General features: G+C 44.1%; 24 protein-coding genes. 22 read left to right on the top strand and 2 right to left on the bottom strand.

The window, feature by feature from the left end; genetic code table 11:
• Position 1: 1 nt before the first annotated feature.
• On the top strand, positions 2–901 hold the full coding sequence (locus NST65_RS15940) for an iron-hydroxamate ABC transporter substrate-binding protein (RefSeq protein WP_080701164.1): 900 nt from the start codon (positions 2–4) through the stop codon (positions 899–901).
• Positions 902–1,044: 143 nt separating this feature from the next.
• Entirely contained in the window at positions 1,045–1,269 is a 225-nt protein-coding gene (locus NST65_RS15935; RefSeq protein ID WP_024423530.1) for a phage holin, read from the top strand.
• 86 nt (positions 1,270–1,355) lie between these two features.
• On the opposite strand, the gene NST65_RS15930 is transcribed toward NST65_RS15935, so the two are convergent.
• Positions 1,356–1,826 (bottom strand): helix-turn-helix domain-containing protein, encoded by a 471-nt coding sequence (locus tag NST65_RS15930; RefSeq protein WP_024426096.1) that lies wholly within the window; start codon positions 1,824–1,826, stop codon positions 1,356–1,358.
• A gap of 257 nt (positions 1,827–2,083) precedes the next feature.
• On the opposite strand from NST65_RS15930, the gene NST65_RS15925 reads away from it, so the two are divergent.
• The 19 genes from NST65_RS15925 to NST65_RS15835 all read left to right on the top strand — a co-directional run bounded on the left by NST65_RS15925 (position 2,084) and on the right by NST65_RS15835 (position 22,382).
• Positions 2,084–2,815 carry a Wzz/FepE/Etk N-terminal domain-containing protein gene (locus NST65_RS15925; protein ID WP_024423528.1) on the top strand — a complete coding sequence of 244 codons (732 nt, stop codon included), beginning with the start codon at positions 2,084–2,086 and terminating at the stop codon, positions 2,813–2,815.
• Positions 2,805–3,488, top strand: coding sequence for a CpsD/CapB family tyrosine-protein kinase (locus NST65_RS15920; protein WP_024423527.1), 684 nt, complete (start codon positions 2,805–2,807; stop codon positions 3,486–3,488). Before NST65_RS15925 ends, NST65_RS15920 begins: the two co-directional genes overlap by 11 nt.
• 165 nt (positions 3,489–3,653) lie before the next feature.
• Positions 3,654–5,528: a nucleoside-diphosphate sugar epimerase/dehydratase gene (locus NST65_RS15915; RefSeq protein WP_061110108.1), complete on the top strand. Its 1,875-nt coding sequence runs from the start codon at positions 3,654–3,656 to the stop codon at positions 5,526–5,528.
• Positions 5,494–6,642 carry a glycosyltransferase family 4 protein gene (locus tag NST65_RS15910; protein WP_111926768.1) on the top strand — a complete coding sequence of 383 codons (1,149 nt, stop codon included), beginning with the start codon at positions 5,494–5,496 and terminating at the stop codon, positions 6,640–6,642. The genes NST65_RS15915 and NST65_RS15910 overlap by 35 nt, the downstream gene beginning before the upstream one ends.
• On the top strand, positions 6,635–7,474 hold the full coding sequence (locus NST65_RS15905) for a glycosyltransferase (protein ID WP_111926766.1): 840 nt from the start codon (positions 6,635–6,637) through the stop codon (positions 7,472–7,474). The genes NST65_RS15910 and NST65_RS15905 overlap by 8 nt, the downstream gene beginning before the upstream one ends.
• Positions 7,467–8,597, top strand: a complete 1,131-nt coding sequence (locus NST65_RS15900; protein WP_041115625.1) for a glycosyltransferase family 1 protein — start codon at positions 7,467–7,469, stop codon at positions 8,595–8,597. The genes NST65_RS15905 and NST65_RS15900 overlap by 8 nt, the downstream gene beginning before the upstream one ends.
• A 14-nt stretch (positions 8,598–8,611) precedes the next feature.
• Positions 8,612–9,715: an EpsG family protein gene (locus tag NST65_RS15895; protein WP_034280988.1), complete on the top strand. Its 1,104-nt coding sequence runs from the start codon at positions 8,612–8,614 to the stop codon at positions 9,713–9,715.
• A gap of 27 nt (positions 9,716–9,742) precedes the next feature.
• Positions 9,743–10,765 carry a glycosyltransferase gene (locus NST65_RS15890; RefSeq protein WP_034280986.1) on the top strand — a complete coding sequence of 341 codons (1,023 nt, stop codon included), beginning with the start codon at positions 9,743–9,745 and terminating at the stop codon, positions 10,763–10,765.
• A gap of 11 nt (positions 10,766–10,776) precedes the next feature.
• On the top strand, positions 10,777–11,799 hold the full coding sequence (locus NST65_RS15885) for a polysaccharide pyruvyl transferase family protein (protein WP_258521764.1): 1,023 nt from the start codon (positions 10,777–10,779) through the stop codon (positions 11,797–11,799).
• Positions 11,800–11,827: 28 nt separating this feature from the next.
• The gene (locus NST65_RS15880) at positions 11,828–13,342 is read left to right on the top strand and encodes an MATE family efflux transporter (protein WP_061110103.1); all 1,515 of its coding nucleotides are present in this window, start codon (positions 11,828–11,830) and stop codon (positions 13,340–13,342) included.
• 20 nt (positions 13,343–13,362) lie between these two features.
• On the top strand, positions 13,363–13,956 hold the full coding sequence (locus NST65_RS15875) for a sugar transferase (RefSeq protein WP_080943491.1): 594 nt from the start codon (positions 13,363–13,365) through the stop codon (positions 13,954–13,956).
• Positions 13,919–14,605: an acetyltransferase gene (locus NST65_RS15870; RefSeq protein WP_046313145.1), complete on the top strand. Its 687-nt coding sequence runs from the start codon at positions 13,919–13,921 to the stop codon at positions 14,603–14,605. Before NST65_RS15875 ends, NST65_RS15870 begins: the two co-directional genes overlap by 38 nt.
• Positions 14,605–15,783, top strand: a complete 1,179-nt coding sequence (locus tag NST65_RS15865; RefSeq protein WP_111926762.1) for an aminotransferase class I/II-fold pyridoxal phosphate-dependent enzyme — start codon at positions 14,605–14,607, stop codon at positions 15,781–15,783. Before NST65_RS15870 ends, NST65_RS15865 begins: the two co-directional genes overlap by 1 nt.
• A 148-nt stretch (positions 15,784–15,931) precedes the next feature.
• Positions 15,932–17,554, top strand: a complete 1,623-nt coding sequence (nikA, locus tag NST65_RS15860; protein ID WP_111926760.1) for a nickel ABC transporter substrate-binding protein — start codon at positions 15,932–15,934, stop codon at positions 17,552–17,554.
• Between the two features lie 18 nt (positions 17,555–17,572).
• Positions 17,573–18,517, top strand: a complete 945-nt coding sequence (gene nikB, locus NST65_RS15855) for a nickel ABC transporter permease subunit NikB (RefSeq protein ID WP_111926758.1) — start codon at positions 17,573–17,575, stop codon at positions 18,515–18,517.
• Positions 18,514–19,347: a nickel ABC transporter permease subunit NikC gene (gene nikC, locus NST65_RS15850; RefSeq protein ID WP_070326035.1), complete on the top strand. Its 834-nt coding sequence runs from the start codon at positions 18,514–18,516 to the stop codon at positions 19,345–19,347. The genes nikB and nikC overlap by 4 nt, the downstream gene beginning before the upstream one ends.
• Before the next feature lie 4 nt (positions 19,348–19,351).
• Complete coding sequence (gene nikD, locus NST65_RS15845) at positions 19,352–20,167, top strand: nickel import ATP-binding protein NikD (RefSeq protein ID WP_181566857.1); 816 nt, start codon at positions 19,352–19,354, stop codon at positions 20,165–20,167.
• A gap of 13 nt (positions 20,168–20,180) precedes the next feature.
• The gene (gene nikE / locus NST65_RS15840) at positions 20,181–20,996 is read left to right on the top strand and encodes a nickel import ATP-binding protein NikE (protein ID WP_342489088.1); all 816 of its coding nucleotides are present in this window, start codon (positions 20,181–20,183) and stop codon (positions 20,994–20,996) included.
• Between the two features lie 60 nt (positions 20,997–21,056).
• Positions 21,057–22,382 (top strand): MATE family efflux transporter, encoded by a 1,326-nt coding sequence (locus tag NST65_RS15835; RefSeq protein ID WP_342489086.1) that lies wholly within the window; start codon positions 21,057–21,059, stop codon positions 22,380–22,382.
• Between the two features lie 20 nt (positions 22,383–22,402).
• Here the strand turns inward: NST65_RS15835 and yvfG are convergent, their stop codons facing one another.
• A complete protein-coding gene (gene yvfG, locus NST65_RS15830; RefSeq protein WP_075621749.1) occupies positions 22,403–22,618 on the bottom strand; it encodes a protein YvfG in 216 nt (71 codons plus the stop codon).
• A 70-nt stretch (positions 22,619–22,688) separates the two neighbouring features.
• On the opposite strand from yvfG, the gene rpoN reads away from it, so the two are divergent.
• Positions 22,689–23,987 (top strand): RNA polymerase factor sigma-54, encoded by a 1,299-nt coding sequence (rpoN, locus tag NST65_RS15825; RefSeq protein WP_342489084.1) that lies wholly within the window; start codon positions 22,689–22,691, stop codon positions 23,985–23,987.
• Positions 23,988–24,013: the final 26 nt, after the last annotated feature.

The following is a 24,013-nucleotide window of genomic DNA, read 5'->3' as shown; positions in this document are numbered from 1 at the left end:
CATGAAAAAATTACTAGTGTTTGGATTAACGCTCTGTTTCTTGCTGCTTGCCGCTTGCGGCGGACAACAGGAAACAAAGAATACAACAAATGAAAAGACCAATGGAACACCAAAGATTGCTTCCTTGTCTATTCATTTAACAAATGACTTATTAGCACTAGGTATCAAGCCGGCGGGCTCTGTTGTAGGAGGAGACTTAAAAGATTTCCTTCCACATGCGAAAAAGCAGCTGAGTCAGACGAAGAAGCTCGGCATTGCAGCTGATCCAGATATGGAATCACTGCTTGCGTTACAACCAGATGTCATTTATGTTGATGAAGAATTAGCCGGACAAGACTTATCGAAATATAAAAAGATCGCTAAAACAGAAGTGTTTAATTTAAATGATGGCACATGGCGGGATCATTTGAAAAAAATCGCCAAACACGTCAATAAAGAAAAAGAAGCGGATCAATATATTAAGAATTACAATCAAGAAGCAAAAGAAGTCAAATCGCTCATCAAGAAAAAGATTGGAAACGGGAAAGTCATGGCGATCCGTGTGACAGCAAAGGAGCTTCGTGTATTTAGCATGAAGCGCCCAATGGGTCCTATTTTATACGAGGATTTAGGCTTGACACCTGTCGATGGTGTGAAAAAGCTGGACAGCAAGCGCCCATTTGAAGTGATTTCTCAAGAGGTTCTTCCTGATTATGATGCTGATGCGATCTTTGTCGTTGTCAACCGTGATGATAAAGCGCAGCAGGCATTCAAGCAATTAGAAAAGACTCCGATTTGGAAGGGTCTAAAAGCAGTGAAGAAAAACCAAGTCTATCCGATTGCCGATCAGCCGTGGCTCGATTATTCAGCTCTAGGCAATAAAATGGCATTGGATGAAGCAAAAGAGATGTTTTCTAAATAATAGCAAATGAAATCAGGCATCATTCCGCATGTAGGAATGATGTCTCTTTTTTTGATTCGTTCTTCTATTCATTCGGCGGCTGCATACATATGAGAGAGAACAAGCAATACCGCCCGTAAGAAGAGGAAAGGGAGGGGTTACAGTTGGAGGTTCAAAAAATTAGTGCAGGTACAATTGCAAGGCTTGTGCTGCTTTTACTGGCGCTTGTTAACAGTGCGCTAACCGCTGCGGGAAAAAGCCCAATTCCTATTGATGAAGAAGGCGTTCAGCAATTCATCACGCTGGCTTTTCTGGGAATTACATCACTATGGGCCTATTGGAAAAACAATGATATAACGAAAAAAGCACGAACAAAAAAAGAAGAATAAAAGAAAAAAGAGCCTTTCATGAATCAAAGGCTCTTTTTCATCGAAGCGTCAAACGCCTCTCCCCGCAATCATTCTTCCTGAAAGGCTTACGCCCGGCGTTCTCCCATGTTGTTGAGGAAAGCTTTTACTTCCTCAATGCTTAAACCAATTGCCTTCGCTTCACTCATTAGACGCTTCCACTCTGCGATATTTGAATCGGTCAGCTTTCTATGGGTGACATGTAACGACTTTTCTTCCTGCTCCTTTCGGTACGTTTGGAGCAGCTGATAGAGCTCTTCTTTAGGCATGCCTGATTGGACGGCACTCACAATATGCTCCCGCCATTCGTGTTCACCACCCTCAGCGTAATGAAACATCATCGTCTCTGCATCAAACAGCTCTTGTAAATCGATCTCTAATGAAGAGGATACCTTTTTTAAGAACTGGACAGATGGATTTCTGTGGACACCACGCTCAATTTTGCTCAAATATGACTTAGAGACATGAGCATCCTCAGCCAGCTGCTGAATCGAGTATCCTTTTCTCTTTCGGTAAATGCGTATCACCTTGCCTATCATTCGATCAATGATCTCCCTTCTCCCCGGCGAATAGTTCTGCGACCTTTTCGTTCATTATAAGAAATAAATTGTTCTTTATAAAATTCAAAAACGTAAGAATCAGGAAGTAAACAAAAGAAAACGAACGATTTCGTTCTTTAAAAAGAACTATAAGACCTATTATGACATTTTTCTTTGCGGGTATTATCTTTTATAATCCAATCATTAACAAAAAGAAACCATATATAACCTTTTTATGATGAAATCGGGAGGTATCTATGAATGAGAATATAGGTTTTAAGCAGCTGTTTTCTGTCATTAAAGAGAAAATGGCCCTTCTGATCCTGATTGTCCTGATCGTAACGGGCATTTCAGCCTATTATCAGTTCTATGTCTCGACTCCTGTATATCAGGCAACCACTCAAATTCTTGTTCATAAACGCAGCAATGACGCACAAGCAGATTTAAACGATATTCAGATGAACCTTCAATATACACGTACCTTTCAAGTTTTATTAAAAAGCCCAATCGTCATTGAAAAAGTAAAAGAAACACTCCATCTCACAGAATCAGCTGAAGGACTAAAGCACAAAATTGCCACAAGTACAGAAAATGAGTCTGAGGTCATCAATATTTCTGTACAAGATGAGGATCGCGCGAAGGCAGTCGCCATTGCGAATACCGCAACAGAGGTGCTGCAAGAAGAAATCAAAAAAACAATGAATATGGATCGCATTAATGTTTTGTCTGAAGCCAAGCTGTCCAACACGATTCTGATGAATTCAAGGAAATTCGTTCATATCGTTCTGGCACTAGGCGCCTCTTTATTAGGAGGCATGACACTCATTTTCTTAATGAATTTACTCGATGATACTGTAAAACGAACACATCAAATAAGAGAAGAGATCGGATTGCCGTCGCTTGGCAGTGTCTATCAGATGCAGGCAGACAGGAGGGCCAAAAAAGACAAGCAGTCCGTCATAACGGGAGGACAGAACATTGATCTTTAAGAGGAAGAAAAGAGAAAAGAGAGATTTATCCTGTATTTCTGTATTAAATCCTCACTCTGTCATTGCGGAACAATTCCGTACGATCCGAACAAACATCGAATTCACATCGATCCAAACAAGGCTGAAATCGATATTAGTGACCTCCTCCTTACCGAAGGAAGGGAAATCATTTACGGCTGCAAACTTAGCAGCTGTTTTTGCACAGCAGAACAAGCGGGTACTGCTCATGGACGCTGATTTGCGAAAGCCGGCCGTCCATGAATATTTTGATCTGAGTCATCATACCGGTTTGACGAATGTGCTATTAAATAATTGCAGCTTGGAAGAAGCCATTTTACCGACACCGATCGAGCATTTAGAGCTGCTTCCGAGTGGAACCATTCCGCCGAATCCAGCTGAGCTGCTCTCCTCTTCTGTGATGAAGCAGCTCTTTTATGAGATTGAACAGCAATATGACATGGTGATTGTTGATTCCACGCCGCTTCTGCCAGTTGCAGATGCAAAGATCTTGGCGAACCGGACGGATGGGAGCATTCTCGTTGTCTTAAGCGGCAAAACAAAGATTGCTGCTGTGAAGAAATCAAAAGAAGTATTAGAAGGAACAACAAGTAAACTGCTTGGAGCTATGCTAAATGGCAAGAAAGAGAAAAAGGGCAGGCTGTATATGTATTAAAAAGATTGATAGGTGATGTCTCCTAATCTTTAACAATGGAGGCACTCGATCCTGCTGTGGGCATAACCGGTGCCTTAGATGCTCGTCATCAGTAGTGGGATGTGAGGACGGGTTTGATGCCCATGTTACGTAAGAATAGTGATGCTTTAAAAAGGGGGAGGAGCGTTGACTTACGCCCAAAGATTATCAATCATCGTAGCACTAGATTCATATCTCATCTTAGTTGCCGTCTTTTTTGGTTTTCAATTTGTCCAAGAGGCGGCTTTAACCGTTTATACATTTGAAATGCTCGCCATTTCTTCACTCAGTCTGCTCATTGGGCACCATATATTTGCCTGCATGTTTCATGTGTACAAGCAAGTATGGGCTTATACAGGAGTAAGAGAGTTATTTTCTTTAATGAAGACCTTTGTGTGTTCTTTTTTATTTTCGATGACGATGCTGTACCTTTTCGTGCAGACATGGCCATTTCGGTTTTTATTCATCGTGTGGCTTTTTCATATCTTATTCATCGGTGCATCTCGTATGGCTTCTAGGCTATTTCATGATGGGGCAAAACGGCTTCAAGCAGAAAAAGAGCGGGCATTAATTATTGGCGCCGGATCAGCGGGGACCATGCTCGTTCGTCAGCTTCAGCAATCGAGTGATGTACATATTGAGCCAGTCGCCTTCATCGATGATGACAAGACGAAACATCGGCTTGAAATTATGGGTCTGCCTGTCATAGGAGGAAAAGAACAAATTCAAACAGCTGTCGTCATGATGGATATTCAGAAGATCATCATCGCCATTCCGTCCAAAAGCAGCCACACCTTAAAAGGGCTGTATAAGGAATGTGTCGCGACCGGAGTCAAAACACAGATCATGCCGGAAATGGAGCAGATTTTAAAAGGAACCCATGCGCTGAATCAATTACGGGATGTACAGCCAGAGGATTTACTAGGGAGAGAACCGATTCAATTAGATACGAGCCGTCTATCTGCTCATTTAAAGGGAAAAACGATCATGGTCACAGGGGCAGGCGGATCAATTGGATCAGAAATCTGCCGTCAAATTTGTGTGTTTGCTCCTCAAGCGATTGTACTTGTGGGACATGGAGAATTTAGCATTCATTCTATTTTACTAGAGCTGAAAGAATTATATGGAGGCAGCATCAGACTCTATCCACAAATTGCGGATATTCAAGATAAACAGAAAATGAGTGAAATCGTTGGTCAATTTCAGCCGGATATGATTTATCATGCTGCGGCACATAAGCATGTCCCGCTCATGGAGATCAGTCCGAAAGAAGCTGTGAAAAACAATATTATCGGGACAAAAAATGTCGCAGAAGCCGCACACGAGCACGGCATTGAAACATTCGTCCTCATCTCATCTGACAAAGCGGTCAACCCTGCCAATGTGATGGGAGCCACAAAGCGGTTTGCTGAGATGCTGATCATGCAAATGGGGGCAAGCAGCGAAACAAAATTTGTTGCCGTTCGATTTGGAAATGTACTCGGAAGCAGAGGGAGCGTCATCCCTATTTTTAAGAAACAAATCGAGCAAGGCGGGCCGGTGACGGTCACGCACCCAGCCATGACAAGATATTTTATGACCATCCCAGAAGCATCAAGGCTTGTGATTCAGGCAGGTGCACTGGCAGAAGGAAGACAGATTTTTGTTTTAGATATGGGGGAGCCAGTGAAAATCGTGGACCTCGCAGAAAACCTCATTCACCTCTCAGGCTACACCACAGACCAGATTCCGATCACTTTCACAGGCATTCGTCCTGGAGAGAAAATGTACGAGGAATTACTCAACCAGCATGAAAAAGCACAGGAGCAAATCTTCCCGAAAATTCATATCGGCCATGCGCTGGATGGTGACCCATATGTGCTGAACCGCTTTATCCATGAATTTGACATGATGAGCGAAGAGCAAATGAGACAAGCATTATTTGCTGCCATTGAGTCACATGATATGTTGTCCGAACAGATGAAACGAGAGGAGGAGCCGCTTGTCAATGAAGAAAAAAGTCTTGTTTTGCGCAACGGTTGATTATCACTTTAAAGCCTTTCATCTTCCGTATTTCCGGTGGTTTCAGGAACAAGGATGGGAAGTGCATACAGCGGCAAACGGCCAGCTGAAGCTTCCCTATGTGAATCAAGCTCACTCAATTCCGATTCAGCGCTCTCCTTTTCATGTACGCAACCGGCTTGCGTATGTAGAACTGAAGAACCTGTTAGCGAAAGAGCACTATGATTTCATCCATTGCCACACACCAATGGGAAGTGTCATTGGCAGGCTCGCAGCCAAAGGTACGCGCAAAAAAGGAACGAAGGTTCTTTACACGGCACATGGCTTTCACTTTTGGGAGGGGGCGCCGCTTCAAAACTGGCTGCTCTATTATCCAATAGAGAGATTTCTAGCCCGCTATACAGACGCTCTGATCACCATTAATGGAGAAGATTTTAAAAGAGCCGATCGTCTATCAAAAGAGCGGACATCTGTTTATTATGTGCCCGGTATGGGTGTGGATATGAAGCGGTTCGCACCTGTCGATGAAAAAGAGAAGCAGCGCCTTCGCGCAGCCTATGGCTTTTCCTCGGAAGATTTTATCGTGCTGTGTGCTGGTGAATTAAATACGAATAAAAATCAAGGGATGCTCATCAAAGCATGTGCACAGCTGTCTAGAAAAATACCAAATATAAAGATTGTGTTTGCCGGGGAAGGGACAATGAGGCCGAACTATGAAAAGCTTACCCGCCAGCTCCATCTTGAAAATCATGTCCACTTTGCTGGGTTTTGCAAACAAATGGAGGAATGGATGCATATGAGCGATGTATGTGTTTCCACCAGCTTGAGAGAAGGGCTCGGCATGAACCTGCTTGAAGCGATGTCGGCAGAAAAACCTGTGGTTGCAACGGAGAATAGAGGACATTGTGAGCTTGTCAAACATGGCGTCAATGGTTTTTTAGTTAAACCGCAAGATGTGAATAGTTTAGCTGATTACTTGCAGCAGCTCTACGACAAAAAAGATCAGCTGCCCCTCATGGGAAAAGCGGGACGTTCTATGGCTCATGCATTTGCACAGGAGCAGACGGTCAGGGCAATGGAAGAAATTTATACAATCTATATGGATCAAGCAGAGAAGGTGATACAGCATGCATAAACCAAAGGTGTCTATGATCATGGGCGTCTACAATTGCCAAGAAACAGTAGAAGAAAGCATTGAATCTATTCTTCATCAAACATATGAAAACTGGGAGCTCATCATATGTGATGACGCATCAACAGATGGCACTTATGAGAAAGTGCTGTCTTATACAAAACGACATCCTGAAAGAATTCGCCTGATCCGCAATAAACAAAATCAAAGGCTCGCTGCCAGTCTTAATCGCTGCCTGGCTGAAGCGAGGGGAGAGTTGATTGCAAGGCAGGATGGCGACGATCTATCAGTGCCTGTTCGTTTAGAAAAACAGGTTCATTTCCTCGATACATATCCTGAATATGATGTGGTCGGTACGGCGATGACGGTTTTTGATGAATCTGGAACAAAGGGTGTACGGGCACTTGTGTCAGAGCCCGATCGGAAGGTGATGGCAAGAGGGACTCCTTTTTGTCATGGGACCATTATGATGAGGGCTTCTGCTTACAAGGCTTTACATGGATATCGCTCTATGAAAACAACAAGGCGGATGGAAGATATCGATCTTTGGATCCGCTTTTTTGCTGCTGGGAGAAAAGGCTTTAATTTACAAGAGCCATTATATCTGGTGAGAGAGGATGATGCGGCTTTTCAGCGGCGGAAGTTTCGATATTCGATAGATAATGCCTGGCTCGTTTTGAAAGCATGCTGGCTATTAAAGCTGTCGCCGCTTGACTATTTATTTGCTCTAAAGCCGGTGGTCCGTGCCTGCTTGTCACCGAAGATCATGAAGCTTTATCATCGCCGGAAGCTGGCGTCGTCTATGCTGAAGAGGAGGGCGGTTCGGGATGAGTGAGCCAAAGCGCGTGCTTCATATTGTGGGCGGGATGAACCGCGGCGGAGCTGAAACGATGATTATGAATATCTATCGTGCACTCGACAGGAATGTCCTTCAATTTGATTTCATTACCCACCGGCAGGACGTCTGTGATTATGATGAGGAAATTCGCCGGCTTGGGGGACGCATCTTTTACGTCCCAAGTATTGGGGCGTCCTCTCCGGTTGCTTTTGTGAAAACATTGACCAAGACAATTAGGCAAACAGGGCCCTATCAGGCAGTGCATGCACATACGGATTTTCAGACAGGCTTCTCCGCACTTGCTGCCAAACTAGCGGGGGTGAAGGTGCGCATTTGCCATTCACATAATACAGCGTGGAAGCCGTCGCCAAACTGGCTGGATCATATGATGCTCAAAGGGTTTCGCCAGCTGATCTTTACATTCTCTACACAGCTTGTTGCATGCGGCGAGGATGCCGGTGTCTTTTTATTTGGACAGAAAAAAATGCAGAACGGGCAAGTTGAGGTGCTGCCAAATGGGATTGATTTATCCCTTTTTTTTCAGCCCAATCCAGAAGAAAAGGCGGAGATCAAAAAGCACCTCCATCTTCGCGAAAAAAACATGGTCATTGGTCATATTGGACGGTTCCATGAGCAAAAAAATCATGTTTTTTTTATGGAGCTGGCACAGACCTTAAAGAAGCAAGGAGTTTCATTTCAGCTTGTCCTCGTAGGGGATGGACCGCTGAAGCAAGTAGTCGAATCGTATGCGGAGAAGGCAGGCTTGATGGATGACGTTGTCTTTACAGGTGTCGTATCAGACGTTCCACAGTATATGAAAGCATTTGATGTATTTGTGATGCCTTCCTTGTTTGAAGGTCTTCCGCTTGTATTAGTGGAAGCACAGGCGTCTGGTCTGCCTTGTGTGATTTCAGATCATATTACAGAGGAAGTAGATTTAGGCTGCGGGCTTGTGAAAAGGAAGTCGCTGCGAGATTCCGCGCATGAATGGATGAAGGCGGTGCTTGAAGCATATCATGCAGAACCTCCTCTTCAAGAGACCATTACCTCTCAGCTTGAAAAAAGAGGATTTGATGTGAAACAGAATATTACACGTGTGATGAATCTATACGGACTGTAAGGAAGGAAGAGCAGATGGCGGTTTATTTGGTGAACATGATCATGGTCTATTTATGGTCGAGCTTTGCCGCATTCTACGGCAGGCGTGATGATACCATTCAAAGCGGATGGCGGCCTAATAAGCTTCTGGTGTTTTTTCCGTTTCTGTTTCTTTGTATCGTAGCTGGTATTCGGTATAAAGTAGGAACCGATTTTGTCACATATGGCCAGATGTATGAGTTCTCCATCAATTACGAAAAGCCTTGGCATATATTTGGATTCGGTGTGGATAAGGCCGCAACGGATCCAGGGTTTACGTTTATTTTATGGATGCTTAATCAACTGTCTCATGATCCGCAAATCATGTATATCTCAGTCGGGGCCATTACTTATTTTTTTATCATCAAGACGCTTATTCAATATGGCCGTCCATTTGAGCTGAGTATGCTGCTTTTTCTTGGGACCTTTCATTATTATGCGTCATTTAATGGCATGCGTCAGTATATGGTGGCAGCGATTCTTTTTTATGCCGTCCGGTTGGTGATCAATGGACAGTGGAAATTGTATTTTCCGCTCGTCCTTGTATGTTCATTGTTTCATTCATCCGCTCTCATCATGATTCCTGTGTATTTTATTGTGAGAACAAAGGCTTGGTCTTGGATGATGCTGGTCTTATGCCTGGTGTTCTTAGGCTTAACCGCTCTTTATGACCGTTTTGTCTCAGTGTTTGTCGTGATGCTGCAAGGCAGTTCATATGGTCATTACGAGGAATGGCTCACAACGAATACGAATGGAATGAATGTGACAAAAATCGGTGTCTTGATTTTGCCGCTTCTGCTTGCTTTTTTTTATCGAAAACGACTTCGTGAGCTGACGCCTGAGAGTGATTACATTGTGAATTTTTGTTTGCTTGGTTTCTTGTTTGGCATCCTTGCAACGAAGGATGTCATTTATGCAAGATTTCATATTTATTTTGGCTTGTATCAGCTCATTTTACTGCCATATTTCACACGCATTTTTGATCAGCGGTCTAATGTGTTTATGTATGTAGGGATTGCTGTTTGCTATATTCTGTACAGCATCATGCTGATGCCGTTTGATTCTTCGGTTTTGCCGTATAGAACGATATTTACAAAGTAGATTTGAAGAAAGGTGGGGCATGCTGTAATGCCAGCTATCAGTCTATTGGTCGCAGTTTACAATACGAGTCAATATGTGGAGCAATGTCTTCAATCAATTGCAGATCAAAGCTTTTCTGATATAGAAGTCATTCTTATCAATGATGGATCGACCGACCGCAGCGGTGAATGGCTTGAAGCATTTGCTGAGCGTGATGAGCGTTTCCGGGTAATCCATCAACCCAATCAAGGGTTAGGCGCTGTGAGAAACCGGGGCATCGAGGAAGCGAAGGGGACGTATCTCGCCTTTGTGGATTCAGATGATATTCTCGCTCCTCATTACTGTGAAGCTATGTATGAAAAAGCCGAAATGACCGGGGCAGATCTTATTGTGAGCGAGTATTGGATTCAATTTGAACAGTCAAAGCGAACGATAGGAACGACGCTGTTAGACAAGCGCTCAGCCGAAAAAACGGATTTAATCAAAGCGTTATTACACGGAGACTTGACTGGATTCTCATGGAATAAGCTGTATCGGCGTGCCTTTATGGAGGAACACCACATTCGATTTCCGCTGCGGGGTGAACTTGAGAACATTGAAGATCAATATGTGACGCTGCGCTGTTTTTCTTTATCACGCAGCATCGCCTTTGTTCATGAGCCTCTTTATTATTACAGGGTTCATCTGTCATCTATTGTGCAGCGATATCAGAAGCAGTATTTTCATCATGGACTGAGCTTTTATCATGCACAGCGCTCTTTTTTAAAAGAGCATGATGACATCTCTCTGTATGAGAAAGCATTAGACTTTTTTATCGTCAATCATACGCTTCATTGTATGCTCAACGAATGGAAGAGCCAAAATGATCTCTCTATTCAGGAAAAGCTTGATCACATGCGTGAAATGATCACACATGATGCTTTTCAGCATGCCGTCAAACAGGTGGAACTATCGAAGCTCACGGTTCGAAAGCGAATGATTTTATTTCTTGCTAAGTGCCGATTGGTTTATCCGCTTTCTGCCGCGGCTTCTAGCTATCAAAAATGGATCGAATATCAGACAAGGAAATAGGGGTGATGGGATTGACAGTGCAGCAATTGAAGGCAAAAACCGCAGAGTGGCTGCTTTTAAAGGTCAAATATCCGCTTGAGTATAGACTGAGCCGCCAAAGGCTGCCAGAGCTGAGTCATCAGAAGAAAATCATTCTCACGCTGCTGCCGGGCCATGATAATTTAGGGGATCATGCGATTGCCTATGCGAGTTATTGTTTTTTAAAGAAACACTTTCCAGCCTATGACATCATAGAAGTGGACATGAAGGATATCTATCGCCTTGCCCGTCCGCTAAAGCGCAGCCGGCATCCAGAAGACATCGTCTGTATGATCGGCGGGGGCAATATGGGGGATTTATACCGGTACGAAGAATGGACGAGACAATTTATCATCAAGACCTTCAAGTCCTATCCCATGATCCAGCTGCCTGCTACTGTACATTTTACAGAAACAAAGAGAGGGAAACGAGAGGAGCGCCGCGCCATTCACACGTATAGTCAGCATCCAAGAATGCTTCTCATGGCAAGAGATCAAACAACCTATGAATGGATGAAGCTTCATTTTCCTGATCAAGATGTGTGGAAACAGCCTGATATGGTGCTGTCATTAGACGAATCATCAAAGGATGAAACACGTGAAGGGGTTCTGCTTTGTCTGCGTGAGGATCAAGAAGCGTATCTCACAAAGAAGGAGCGCCAGCAGCTGCAGCAGCATATCCAAGAGACATATGATCAAGTCGGTTTGATCACAACGACAATTGGCAGACGAGTCGATCGAACGACTCGCTTGGAGGAGTTAACGTCTTTGTGGACGGAGTTAAAACAAGCGCAGGTCGTCGTGACAGATCGTCTGCATGGCATGATCTTTTGTGCGATCACTCATACACCGTGTGTTGTCCTTAGATCGTTTGATCATAAGGTGATGGAGGGATTTGAGTGGGTGGCTCACCTTCCGTTTATGACCCTTTTAAAAGAACCAAATGAGGTAGCTGTGAAAGAGGCCGTTCATCAGCTGATGAAAACAAGCGGTCAAAAGGGAGAGGAAGCTGGATGAGGGCTCTTAAACGCTGCGTGAAAGCACAATGAATCGGGCGTTTCTTTACAATGCCAGTGCGAACTTAATTACGTTTGTTCTAATGATGCTCATGTCTGTTTGTTTAACACCTTATATTGTTCATACGCTTGGGGTGGAAGCATTCGGCTTAATCCATCTGACGCAAAATATGATCAACTATTTATCGGTCATTACGGCTTCGTTAAGTGCCGTTGTTGTGCGATTTTTTTCTGTGGCGGCTCATAAAGGAGAGATGGAGAAGGCGCAGCGCTATCTCGCTTCCTATTTCGTCAGTTCGTTTTTACTATCGATCAGTCTCTTTTTGCTTTGTCTTTTCATGTCTCAACAGCTGGTTGAGTGGCTTCATGTGCCTGTTCATCTCGCGAAAGACACACAGACCGCCTTTATTTTAGGGGGTCTTTTATTTATGCTCAATTTCGTCATGTCTGGCATTGGGGCTGCACCGTTTTATGCAAATAAGCTCTATGTATCAAGTGTTGGACAGGCGATTCAAATGTTTTTGAGGGCGCTGATGATTGTCATCCTGTTTACATGGACGACACCAGCCATTTGGCATATCCCGCTTGCGGCCGTTATTGGAAGCTTAGCGGCTATGGGAATCGGTATCTATTATTTTAAGAAACTCATCCCTTGGTTTTCGTTCAAGTGGCGGCACGTCTCATTATCGTCTAGTCTCACTCTTGTTCGATCAGGGGTCTGGCATTCATTTGAGCAAATGGGGATATTGTTGTTTTTACAAATTGATTTATTGATGACCAACTTGCTCATTGGAGCGGAAGCGACGGGCCAGTATGCGGCAATTTTACAGTTCCCATTATTATTACGCACACTGGCAGGGACACTGGCCGTTGTGTTTGCACCAACGATCACGAAATTTTATTCGAATCAGGACAAAGAGGGACTCATTCAATATGCTGCAAACGCCATTAAGTGGAGCGGCTTATTTGTTGCGTTCCCAGCCGCACTTCTAGGAGGTCTCGCTGGTCCGCTCATGCTTTTATGGCTTGGGCCTGACTTTGAAGAGCTGAAATGGCTTCTTATGATTCATGCGGCTTATTTATGTTTGACCTTGATGTTTTTACCGCTCACATATGTGCCGACTGTGTTTAATCGATTGAAAATTCCTGCGGTTGTCACCCTTATATTAGGTGTCTCTAATGTGCTTTTTGCCTATGGATTGACTCATATGCTGCAGCTTGGTTTATATGGCATTGCATCAGCGGGGGCAATGGTTTTATTGATTAAAAATATTGTGTTTCTGCCATTTTATACAGCCAGGATCACGAATCAGAAACGCACTATCTTTTACAAGCATACACTGGTTCCACTTGCTGGAGGGCTATTTATTTGGGGCATCTGTGCGGGGATTCAGGCGGTATATAACGTGACTTCATGGTGGGAGCTGTTTTGTATTGGCGGGCTTTGTTTCATTCTCTATATGGGCTACTTGTATCTGTTTGCAGGAACGAAACGAGAGCGGATGCAGCTGATGCGTAAGGTAAAACATGCGGTCTCCCGCTAATATGAAAAGGAGATGCAATGATGAAAAGAATGATAGATGTGACGGTGGCATTGACGCTGCTCATCGCAGGCAGTCTTCTTTTTCTTCTCATCTATGGACTGATTAGATGGAAAATTGGAACGCCTGTGGTGTTTCGGCAGAAGCGGCCTGGTCTGTATGGCCGGCCTTTTATGCTATATAAATTTCGGACGATGACCGATGAACGCGATGAACATGGGGTGCTGCTGCCAGATCATCTGCGATTAACAAAAACCGGCGCCTTAATTCGAAAGCTTAGTCTTGATGAATTGCCGCAGCTTGTCAATGTACTCAAAGGAGAGCTTAGTCTTGTAGGGCCAAGACCGCTTTTGATGGAGTATTTGCCTATGTATACAGAAGAACAAGCAAGGCGTCATCTTGTGAAGCCAGGCATAACAGGATGGGCACAGGTGAACGGCCGGAACAAGCTTACCTGGGAGGAGAAATTCACCTATGATCTTTGGTATGTCGAGCATCAATCGTTTTGGCTCGATATGAAAATTTTATGGATGACCTTGCTGAAGGTCATGAAAACAGAGGGGGTGCAGCAGCCGGATCATGCCACAGCTGAAAAATTCAAAGGAACCGATATATAAGAAGAAAACCATTGGTTTAATTGGGGCCGGAGGACATAGCAAAGTCATCCAAGATCTCATTTTTGCACATGCCGATTACTCATTATGTGCGGTGTTAGATGATCAATTTGAAGAGGCGGTCACTCAAAGCGGGATTTTGTATGGACCGATCTCCATGAGTGAGCAGCTGAGAGAGACAATGCCTCATATGAAATGGCTGATTGCGATCGGACAAAATGAGATCAGACAGCTCATCAAGGAACGCCTCTCATTTGAAAATACAGCATTTGCCACACTCATTCACCCAGAGGCGGTGATGAGTCCGTCAGCTGTCATTGGAAGGGGGACTGTCGTGATGGCAAGGGCAGTGGTTCAAGCAGATGCAGCCATCAGTGAGCATACGATTATAAATACAGGGTCTATCGTCGAGCATGACTGCAAACTCGAATCGTTTGTGCACCTGTCACCAGGCGCGGTGCTGACTGGCGGTGTTTCCGTGCGGGAAGGTGCCCATATTGGGGCTGGTGCCGTGGTGACACCCGGTACAACGATCGGAAGCTGGACGGTCATTGGCGCTGGAGCGGCAGTGACAAGAGATATACATGATCATAAGGTCGCTGTAGGAATTCCTGCAATTGAAATCAAAGACCGGAGAGAAGGTGGGAAGTGATGAAAGAAAGGAAGCGAATTTACTTATCTCCTCCGCATATGAGCGGAAAAGAGTCTCTCAAAATAGAGGAAGCCTTCAAGAGCAACTGGATTGCGCCGCTTGGACCGCTTGTGAATGAATTTGAACAGGCAGTGGCGGACTATGCAGGAGTGAAGTCAGGAGCGGCTTTATCCTCAGGAACAGCAGCGATTCACCTTGCTTTAAAGCTGATAGGTGTACAAAAAGGAGACATTGTCTTTTGTTCCACCCTCACGTTTGTTGCAACGGCAAATCCGATTTTATATGAACAAGCGGAGCCCGTTTTTATTGATTCTGAAAGGGAGACATGGAATATGTGCCCGCTTGCTTTAGAGAAAGCCTTTGTTGAATCAAAACGTCTTGGTAAAAAACCTCGCGCGGTCATCGTTGTCCATTTATATGGGCAAAGTGCAAAAATGGACGAGATCATGGCTTTGTGTGAAGCATATGATGTACCAGTCATTGAGGATGCGGCTGAATCGTTAGGCGCGCTTTATAAAGGAAGAAAAAGCGGCTCAATGGGCAGGTTCGGTATCTATTCTTTTAATGGAAATAAAATCATTACAACATCAGGGGGCGGAATGCTTGTGAGTGATGATGAAGCTGCGATTGAACGATGCCGCTTTCTTGCTTCACAGGCCAGAGAACAAGCGATGCACTATGAGCATCAAGAGATGGGATACAACTATCGCATGAGCAACCTCTTAGCAGGGGTCGGGATTGCTCAAATGGAAGTGCTGGACGAGCGTGTTGAACAAAAGCGCCGCATTTTCCAGCGTTATCAGGACGCTTTATCAAAATCAGAGGGTCTTCATTTGATGCCAGAATATCAAGAAACGAAATCCAACCGCTGGCTGACGGCCTTGACCATTGAACGTGACACACAATTGTCTCCAGCAGATATCATTGGTGCTTTAGAAAAAGAACAAATCGAATCAAGGCGTGTATGGAAGCCGCTGCACCAGCAGCCGCTCTTTCGTCATTGCCCTTTTTATACTGCGGAAAAAGGCACTCCTGTATCTGAGCTGTTATTTGAGCGGGGGCTTTGTCTTCCGTCTGGAACGAGCATGACAGATGCAGATCAGGAGCGTATCATCCATATACTCCATGACATGCTGCGAGAAAAAACATTTACCTCTTCACAGGCTGCTCATTTGTAAGCAGCCTGCCTCTCTTTCTATCAAATTCCTCAATTTATGGAATAAAAGGAATAAGTGTTGTCGTTTCGTATCAAATATGATATTGACAACAGGTGCCTTCCTCCTTAAAATGAAAATGATTATCAGCATCAATTAGGAGGAACAACTTATGTCTATTTGGAGAAATTTTCCGAAAATTAAAATAAATTCAGCATTACCATTCCTGCTTATTTTCTTTTTACTGGTAGGATGCTCTCAAACAAACAATGGAGCAGAAGGCAATAAGGATCATCCTGATATGATCACAATGGCGTGGCCAAGAGATATTGGTGAAATGAATCCACACGTATACAACCCATCACAATTATTTGCGCAATCAATGATTTATGAGCCATTGGTCAGCTATCAAAAGAATGGTAAGCTGAAACCTGAATTAGCGAAATCATGGGATGTTTCAAAGGATGGCAAAGTGTATACGTTCCATTTAAGAGACGGAGTGACATTCTCAGACGGCTCTAAATTTAATGCGGACATTGTCAAAAAGAACTTCGATACGATTTTAAAAAATAAAGATTTACATAGCTGGTTAGGTGTCATTAAGAAAATCAAAAAGACAGAAGCCGTTGATAAAAAGACATTTAAACTCACATTAACAGCACCATATTATCCAACTGTGCAAGAATTAGCCGTTGTTCGTCCAGTTCGTTTCTTAGGTGAAGCAGGTTTCCCTAAAAACGGAGATACGTCAAAAGGAATTGAAAAACCAGTGGGGACAGGCCCTTGGGTTTTAAAAACATATAAGAAAGATGATTATGCCATTTTCGAACGAAACAATCATTATTGGGGAGAAAAACCAAAGGTAAAAGAAATCAAGGTAAAGGTCATCCCAGATGCGGAAACGAGAGTCATGGCATTTGAAAAAGGTGATGTGGATTTACTTTACGGAGAAGGAACCATTAGCCTTGATTCCTACAAACAGCTTGAGGCAAGCGGCAAGTATGAAACGAAAATGTCAGAGCCTGTTGCAACGAGACAGCTTGTTATGAACACAAAAGTGGATCAGCTGTCAGATGAGAAAGTGCGTCATGCCCTTCAATATGCCTTCAATAAAAAATCAATGGTAGAAGGGGTCACCTCAGGTTTAGAGGATGAAGCAGATCACATCCTGCCGACTAACATGCCGTATACGTCACACATTCAAGTGAAGTCTTTCAAATATGATGTGGACAAAGCCAAAGCATTGCTGGATGAAGCGGGCTGGACACTTCCAAAAGGAAAATCCGTTCGTGAAAAAGATGGGAAAAAGCTTGAGTTTAGTATGATGTATGACTCAGCGGAATCGATTCAAAAAGCGATGGCGGAAACGCTGCAAGCAGAATGGGCAGCCGTTGGTGTCGGCGTTAAGCTTGAGGGTGTGGATTTGGCAACACAGGTTCAGCGCTTTAAAGCCAATAAGTTTGATATGAACTTCTTTAGCAACTACGGAGCGCCGTATGATCCGCATACATTTATGAACGTTCTCTCATCAGATGGTTTTGGATTCAAAGAAGCCATTTCAGCCTACCCAAATAAGGAAAAGCTGATCAAAGAAATGACGGAAATTCCATCCACAACAAATGAAAAGAAACGCAAAGCACTGTATTCGTCTGTCTTATCCTCTTTACAGGATCAAGGGGCAATTGTGCCAATCTCTTATTTTAAAAAGACAGCCGTTTATCAAAAAGCTGTGAAGGACTTTGAATTCCCTGCAAATCGTGATGAACATCCTTTCACAGGCATTAAGCTGAAGTAACAGAAGGAAGGTAAGGAAATGGGCCGCTATATCGTCAAACGAGTGCTATCAATTATTCCTGTATTTTTATTAGCCACACTGCTCACAACTGGTATGATTCACCTCTCGCCAGTTGACCCGGCTGAGGCATATTTAGCAGCGGCTCATATCCAGCCTACGGATGAAATATTAGCGCAAAAACGAAGTGAATTCGGCTTAGATGAGCCGTTTTATATGCAGTATCTTCATACCATTGAAAAAGTCATTCACCTTGATTTCGGCCGGTCGTATATGTCCAATCAGCCTGTCGTTGATGAGGTGATTTATCGAATACCGGCGACAATTCAATTGGCGCTTACCAGTCTGCTGATCGCTATTTGTGTCAGCATTCCGCTCGGCTTTTTCAGCGGCATGAGGAAAAATGGTGCCGTGGATCATGTGAGCCGGCTCATTTCTTTCTTAGGAGCATCTATCCCGACGTTTGTCTTGGGGTATTTGCTCATCTTCTTTTTTTCAGTGAAGCTTGACCTCTTACCAGTTGAAGGGATTGGAACATGGGAGCATCTCATTCTGCCGTCGATCACATTGGCAGTCCCTTTAATTGCTACGTATACAAGGCTGTTACGGTCAAGTGTGAGTGAGGCGCTTCAAGAGCCTTTCGTTCAATATGCGAGAATCAGAGGATTGAAGGAACAATCGATCATATTCAAGCATGTGTTCAGAATGGCGATATCGCCGATGCTGACCGGACTAGGGGTGAACCTTGGCAAGCTGTTAACCGGAACCATTATTGTAGAGGCCGTTTTCTCATGGCCGGGGTTTGGCCGCTTTTTTATTGAAGCGATCTTTAACCGGGATCTGCCTGTCATTCAATTTTATGTCCTCATGTCAGCCTGTATTTTTATCTTGAGCAGCTTGATCGTTGACTTAGTTCAGCTGATCATAGACCCCCGTATTTCTAGAAAGGAAGGCCGCCAGCAATGATGACAAAAGTAAAACATCTCTTCTCTCATCAAAAGATGATCTCGATCTGCGCTTTGCTGCTCGGTCTCCTGCTGATTGTGACAATATGTGCACCATGGATCGCTCCACATGATCCGGCAGCTGTCAATCTAGCGATGAAGCTAAAGGGGTCTTCGTGGGAGTATCCTCTTGGGACAGATCAATTAGGGCGATGCAATTTATCTCGTATTTTATATGGTGCGCGCGTTTCGCTCGGCTGTGCGTTATTAATCTTTCTTTCTTCGTTATTCATTGGTTTAATTGTCGGCCTGTTTTCAGGATACAAAGGCGGCTGGATCGATCACGTATTGATGAGAATCTGTGACGGCGTCATGGCATTTCCCAACCTGGTGCTGATCCTTGGATTAGTCGGCATCTTCGGTCCGGGACTTTCTCAAGTCGTACTTGCCTTGATGCTAGTGCAATGGGTGTATTATGCCCGCGTCTTCCGAGGAATGGTGCTCAGTTTAAAAGAACAGAACTTTATTGCAGCTGCGAAGATCAGTGGAACCTCGCACTGGAACATTATGAGAAAGCATATGATTCCCAATGTTCTGCCGCCATTAGCAGTCATTGGAACACTTGAAATGGGCTGGGCGATTATGGACATATCAGCGATGTCCTTTCTCGGATTAGGCGTTCAGCCTCCTATGCCTGAATGGGGAGCGATGATTCATGAAGGAAAGTCGTACATTCAAACGAATCCTCAGTTAATGCTGTACCCAGGTCTTGTGATCATGGCTGTGGTGGTTCTGTTTAATTTACTAGGAGAAGCCCTTTCAGAGAAATATGGCATCAAACGCCGTGTGTAAAGGAATGATCAATGTGCAAGAGTCCATTTTACAAGTAGAGAACCTGCATGTACAGACGAAAACTCCTCAAGGGCCAACCCCTCTTATTCAAGAAGTCTCGTTTGAAGTAGGGCGTGGTCAAATTCTTGGATTAATCGGTGAGAGCGGCTGCGGGAAAACAGTAACAAGTATGTCGATCTTACGGATGCTTGATCGAAAAACAACTGAAGTCACTGGCAGTATCACATTACAGGGACGAGAATTGATCGGTATAAGTGAAAAGGATATGCGTTCCATTCGGGGCAAAGACATCTCGTATATTATGCAAAATCCAATGAACAGCTTTACGCCGGTATGGACAATCGGCCATCAGCTGGTTGAAACCATCCGCCGGCATACTGCTGTCAGTAAAAGGCAGGCACGATCACAGGCAATAGATGCGTTAGCGCAAATGAATCTGCCGCAGCCAGACCAGCTGTTCAATAAGTATCCTTTTGAATTAAGCGGAGGGATGCTGCAGCGTGTCATGATTGCCATGGCTGCCTGTATGCACCCGCCCCTCATCATTGCAGATGAGCCGACAACCGCATTAGATGTACACAATCAGAAACGGGTGCTTCAGCATCTGAACCAAATTCGTCATGAACATGGAACGGCCATTTTACTCATTACCCACGATCTTGGTGTCATTGCTGAAATGGCAGATCAAGTTGTCGTCATGAAACAAGGAGAAATAGTTGAAAAGGCGGGAGTTCTTGAACTTTTTGAACAACCAAAGCATGATTATACAAAAAAACTATTAGCAGCTCGTCCATCCATCCCAGCTGTTTGTCCGATTTGAGGTGAGAAGTCCCTTGCATTTATTAGAAGTGAAAGCAGTCAGTCATACATACAACAGCCGGTCGTTTCTAATGAGAAATAAAGGCGCAGCCCCTGTTCTGAAAAGCGTCGATTTAACTATTGAAGAAGGCACCTGCCTTGGGCTGCTGGGACAAAGCGGCGCAGGAAAAAGTACACTTGGCCGCCTCATACTTGGTTTAGAGAAACCAAGAGCTGGACAGGTTCTTTTTGAAGGTCAGGATGTCTATTGTTTAGATCAGCCAACACGTAAGCATTTTCGCCGGCATGTGCAAGCAGTGTTTCAGGATTCCTATTCCGCGGTAAATCCAAGGTGGACAGTTGAACAAATTTTATCTGAACCGCTTGAAAACTATGAATCTATGAGCCGGAAGGAACGTAAAAACGTACTGATTCACTGGCTGGAAAGAGTCGGGCTCGGTGAAAAGGATTTGTCTAAATATCCGCACCAATTCAGCGGCGGCCAGCTGCAAAGGATCAACATCGCTAGAGCTTTATTGCTCCAGCCAAAGCTCATTGTACTTGATGAATCTGTCAGCAGCTTAGACATGGTGACGCAGGCTGTCATTTTAGATTTATTAGTAGAATTAAAGAAGGAGCTGGGTGTGGCTTACTTATTTATTACACATGATATAACAGCAGCCTATCACTTATGTGATCAATTGGCGATTCTTGATCAAGGAGAGCTTGCTGCCCAATTTCAATCAAAGGATGAATTTTTTTCATCAGAAAAGGAAGCGGTGCGGAAAATGAGAAATGCAATGCTCGCAGACCATCCTTTGTCACGAACGATTGGCAGATCGGTTCGGTAAAGCTTTATTATCAACGCCTCTTTGAGAAGAGGCTATTTTTCATGAAAGGCAGGTGGCGTCGTGAACCATCGAGCGTATTTGGCTTTGGCCATTCCTTTAACAATTTCAACGATGACCACCCCATTACTGGGAGCTGTTGATACAGCAGTTGTCGGTCAGCTCGCAAATCCCGCTTATATTGGAGGCGTTGCGGTTGGCAGTCTCATTTTCAGTACATTATATTGGCTGTTTGGTTTTTTGCGGGTCAGTACATCTGCTTTTGCCGCCCAGGCAAACGGTGCACAGAATGAGGAGCAGGGCGTTCTTGCTTTTCTAAGACCTTTTTTCGTTGCCATCATTGTCGGACTTTGTTTTATTGCCCTGCAATGGCCGATCATTCAATCTGCTTTTCTAGTGATCTCTCCTGATGCTGATGTCCGTCAATTCGCCGCAGACTATTTTCATATTCGCATTTGGGGAGCGCCATTTACTTTAATGAATTATGTCATATTGGGCTGGCTGATGGGGATGGCAAAAATGAAAGAAGCTCTTTCATTACAAATCTTGATCAATGTTATGAATATGGCCCTCGCATTTCTGCTGGCTCATGTGTTTTCGTTTGCAGTCAAAGGAGTTGCGGCTGCGACATTGATATCTGAAATAACCGCTTTTGTGTTAGGGGCATGGATCATCATGAAGCATTCGTCAAACGGATTCCAGATGCCTTCCATCAAGAAAATCATGGATACTCAGGCAGTGCAGAAAATGTTTCATGTGAATAAGGATTTGTTTATTCGTACGATCTGTCTGCTAGTGGTCATCAATATGTTTACGGCAAAAGGTGCTTCTTTTGGTACAGAGCTGCTGGCAGCCAATGCCATCTTATTTCAAATTCACTACATCATGGCTTATTTGTTCGATGGTTTTGCCAATGCGTCCAGCATCCTAGTTGGCAGATCAGTTGGTGCAAATGACCGCACCCTCTATGAAAAAACCATAACCCTTTCGAGGCAGTGGGCACTTGTCATGGCATGTGTCATTGCGGCGGTTTATTTTTTATTAAAAGAGCCGATATTGAGCTTGTTTACAAATCTCCCTCAGCTGCTAGATGTGACATTACGCTATGCAAACTGGCTCGTTCTTTATCCGTTTGCGGCTTGTTTCGGTTTGGTCATTTACGGCGTATTTACAGGTGCGACAGAAATTGCCCCTGTTAGAAATTCAATGCTGTTTGCGATGATTTTGTTTATCGTCGTTCAAACCGCGGTCACGCCCCTTTGGCACAATCATGGCCTATGGTTTGCCTTTATCATTTATACTGTCGGGCGGTCTGGCTTTTTGATGATGTATAAATCGAGGCTGGATCAGAAACTTTTCGCATATGATAAACACCCTTTGTCACCTTGACAAAGGGTGTTCTTTTTCGTTCATTTGCTTTCTTTTTTCACCTTTTGATAGGCTTCATCAAGATGCTGAATTCGCTTCAATACAACCGCATTTTTGGTCAGCTGGTCTTGAACAAGCGTTGACACCACTGAGCGGTAATAGGCATTCATGGCATGAACCTTGTCTTCATTTTGGTTCATGGCGATGTGCTGCTTCAAGTTGTCGACAAAGTATGGAACGGAAAAAAGTTCAGACATAGAAATCACTCCTATTTCGTATATACGGTCCGTCAATCTTCATGTAAAATGATGAGAGGGAGGGGAGACAATGAGCCTTAAACTGCAACAAGAACAGGTATTAAAGCAGGTGCTCACACCAGAACTCAGGCAGGCCATTACGCTGCTGCAGCTGAATTGCACAGAGCTCGGCGAGTATCTTGACCAGTTAGCACTTGAGAACCCTCTGATTGAGCGGAAAGACACGGACAGCTATCAACCAGTTTATCATAAAAAATCACACGATCGAATGACAGAGCCGTATCGAACGCATCAAAAAGAAAGCCTGCAAATGTTTTTAAAGAGACAGGCGATTGATTTAAATTTAAGTGAAAAGAATCAAAAAATCTTTTACTTTATGATTGAGTCCATTGATTCCAATGGTTATCTAAATGAACCGATTGACGCAATGGCAACTGTCTTAGAGGTGCCAGCTGAAGAAGTAGAAGCTGTCCTTCATCAGCTGCAATCGCTGGAGCCTGCCGGGATTGGCGCAAGATCATTGCAGGAATGCATCCTCCTTCAGCTGAGAAGGAAAAAGAAGCGCTGGTATGAAGCCGAGCTGATCATCGAAGAACATTTCTTTCTTTTTGCCAGAAAGGCTTGGAAGGAAATTGCGGCCAAAACAGGTGTTTCAATGAAAACACTACAGGCGGTACAAGATGAAGTGTCTCAGCTTGAACCAAGACCAGGCCTTCATTTCTCATATGATGAAGAGCATGTGTATATAGAGCCTGATGTGACGATTACTGTGGTGCAGGATCACATCACATTTGAGCTGAATCAGCGCGCTTTTCCAGACGTAGAAATGAATGAAGGCTACTTCGCCATGATTCAAGATCAAAAGCGGCATGAAGCATATGCGTATTTAAAGGAAAAAGAGCAGCAGTACAATTGGCTTGTCCAAGCGCTGAAGCAAAGAAAGCAAACGATGACTCATGTCATTCGTGAGATTATCTCACATCAGACCGATTTTTTCCTAACAGGGAAACATAAAATGAAACCGCTTACGATGAAGCGGATCGCAGATATACTGCAAGTCCATGAGTCAACAGTCAGCCGGACTGTAAAAGGGAAAATGGTGCAAACCCCTTATGGTCTTATGGAAATGAAACAGTTTTTCCAAGCGAAATTAGAAGGGCATTCGCTAGAAGAGGCGTCCAGCTACACAGTCAAAACGCACATTGCAGAGCTCATCCAAACGGAAAACAAGAAAAAACCGTATTCAGATCAGCAAATCATGACGCTGCTTCAGCAAACCTTTGGTATCCGCGCGTCGCGCAGAACCATTGCAAAATATCGCGAACAAATGAATCTTCCGTCCTCTACGCTGCGGAAGCGATACGATTAAAAAGAAGTACTTGCCAGAACATGGCA

The organism is Bacillus sp. FSL P4-0248 (assembly GCF_038593305.1).
Lineage (GTDB): Bacteria > Bacillota > Bacilli > Bacillales > Bacillaceae > Bacillus > Bacillus safensis.
The sequence above is the reverse complement of the archived record's forward strand: the minus strand, read 5'-3'. Positions and strand labels throughout refer to the sequence as shown.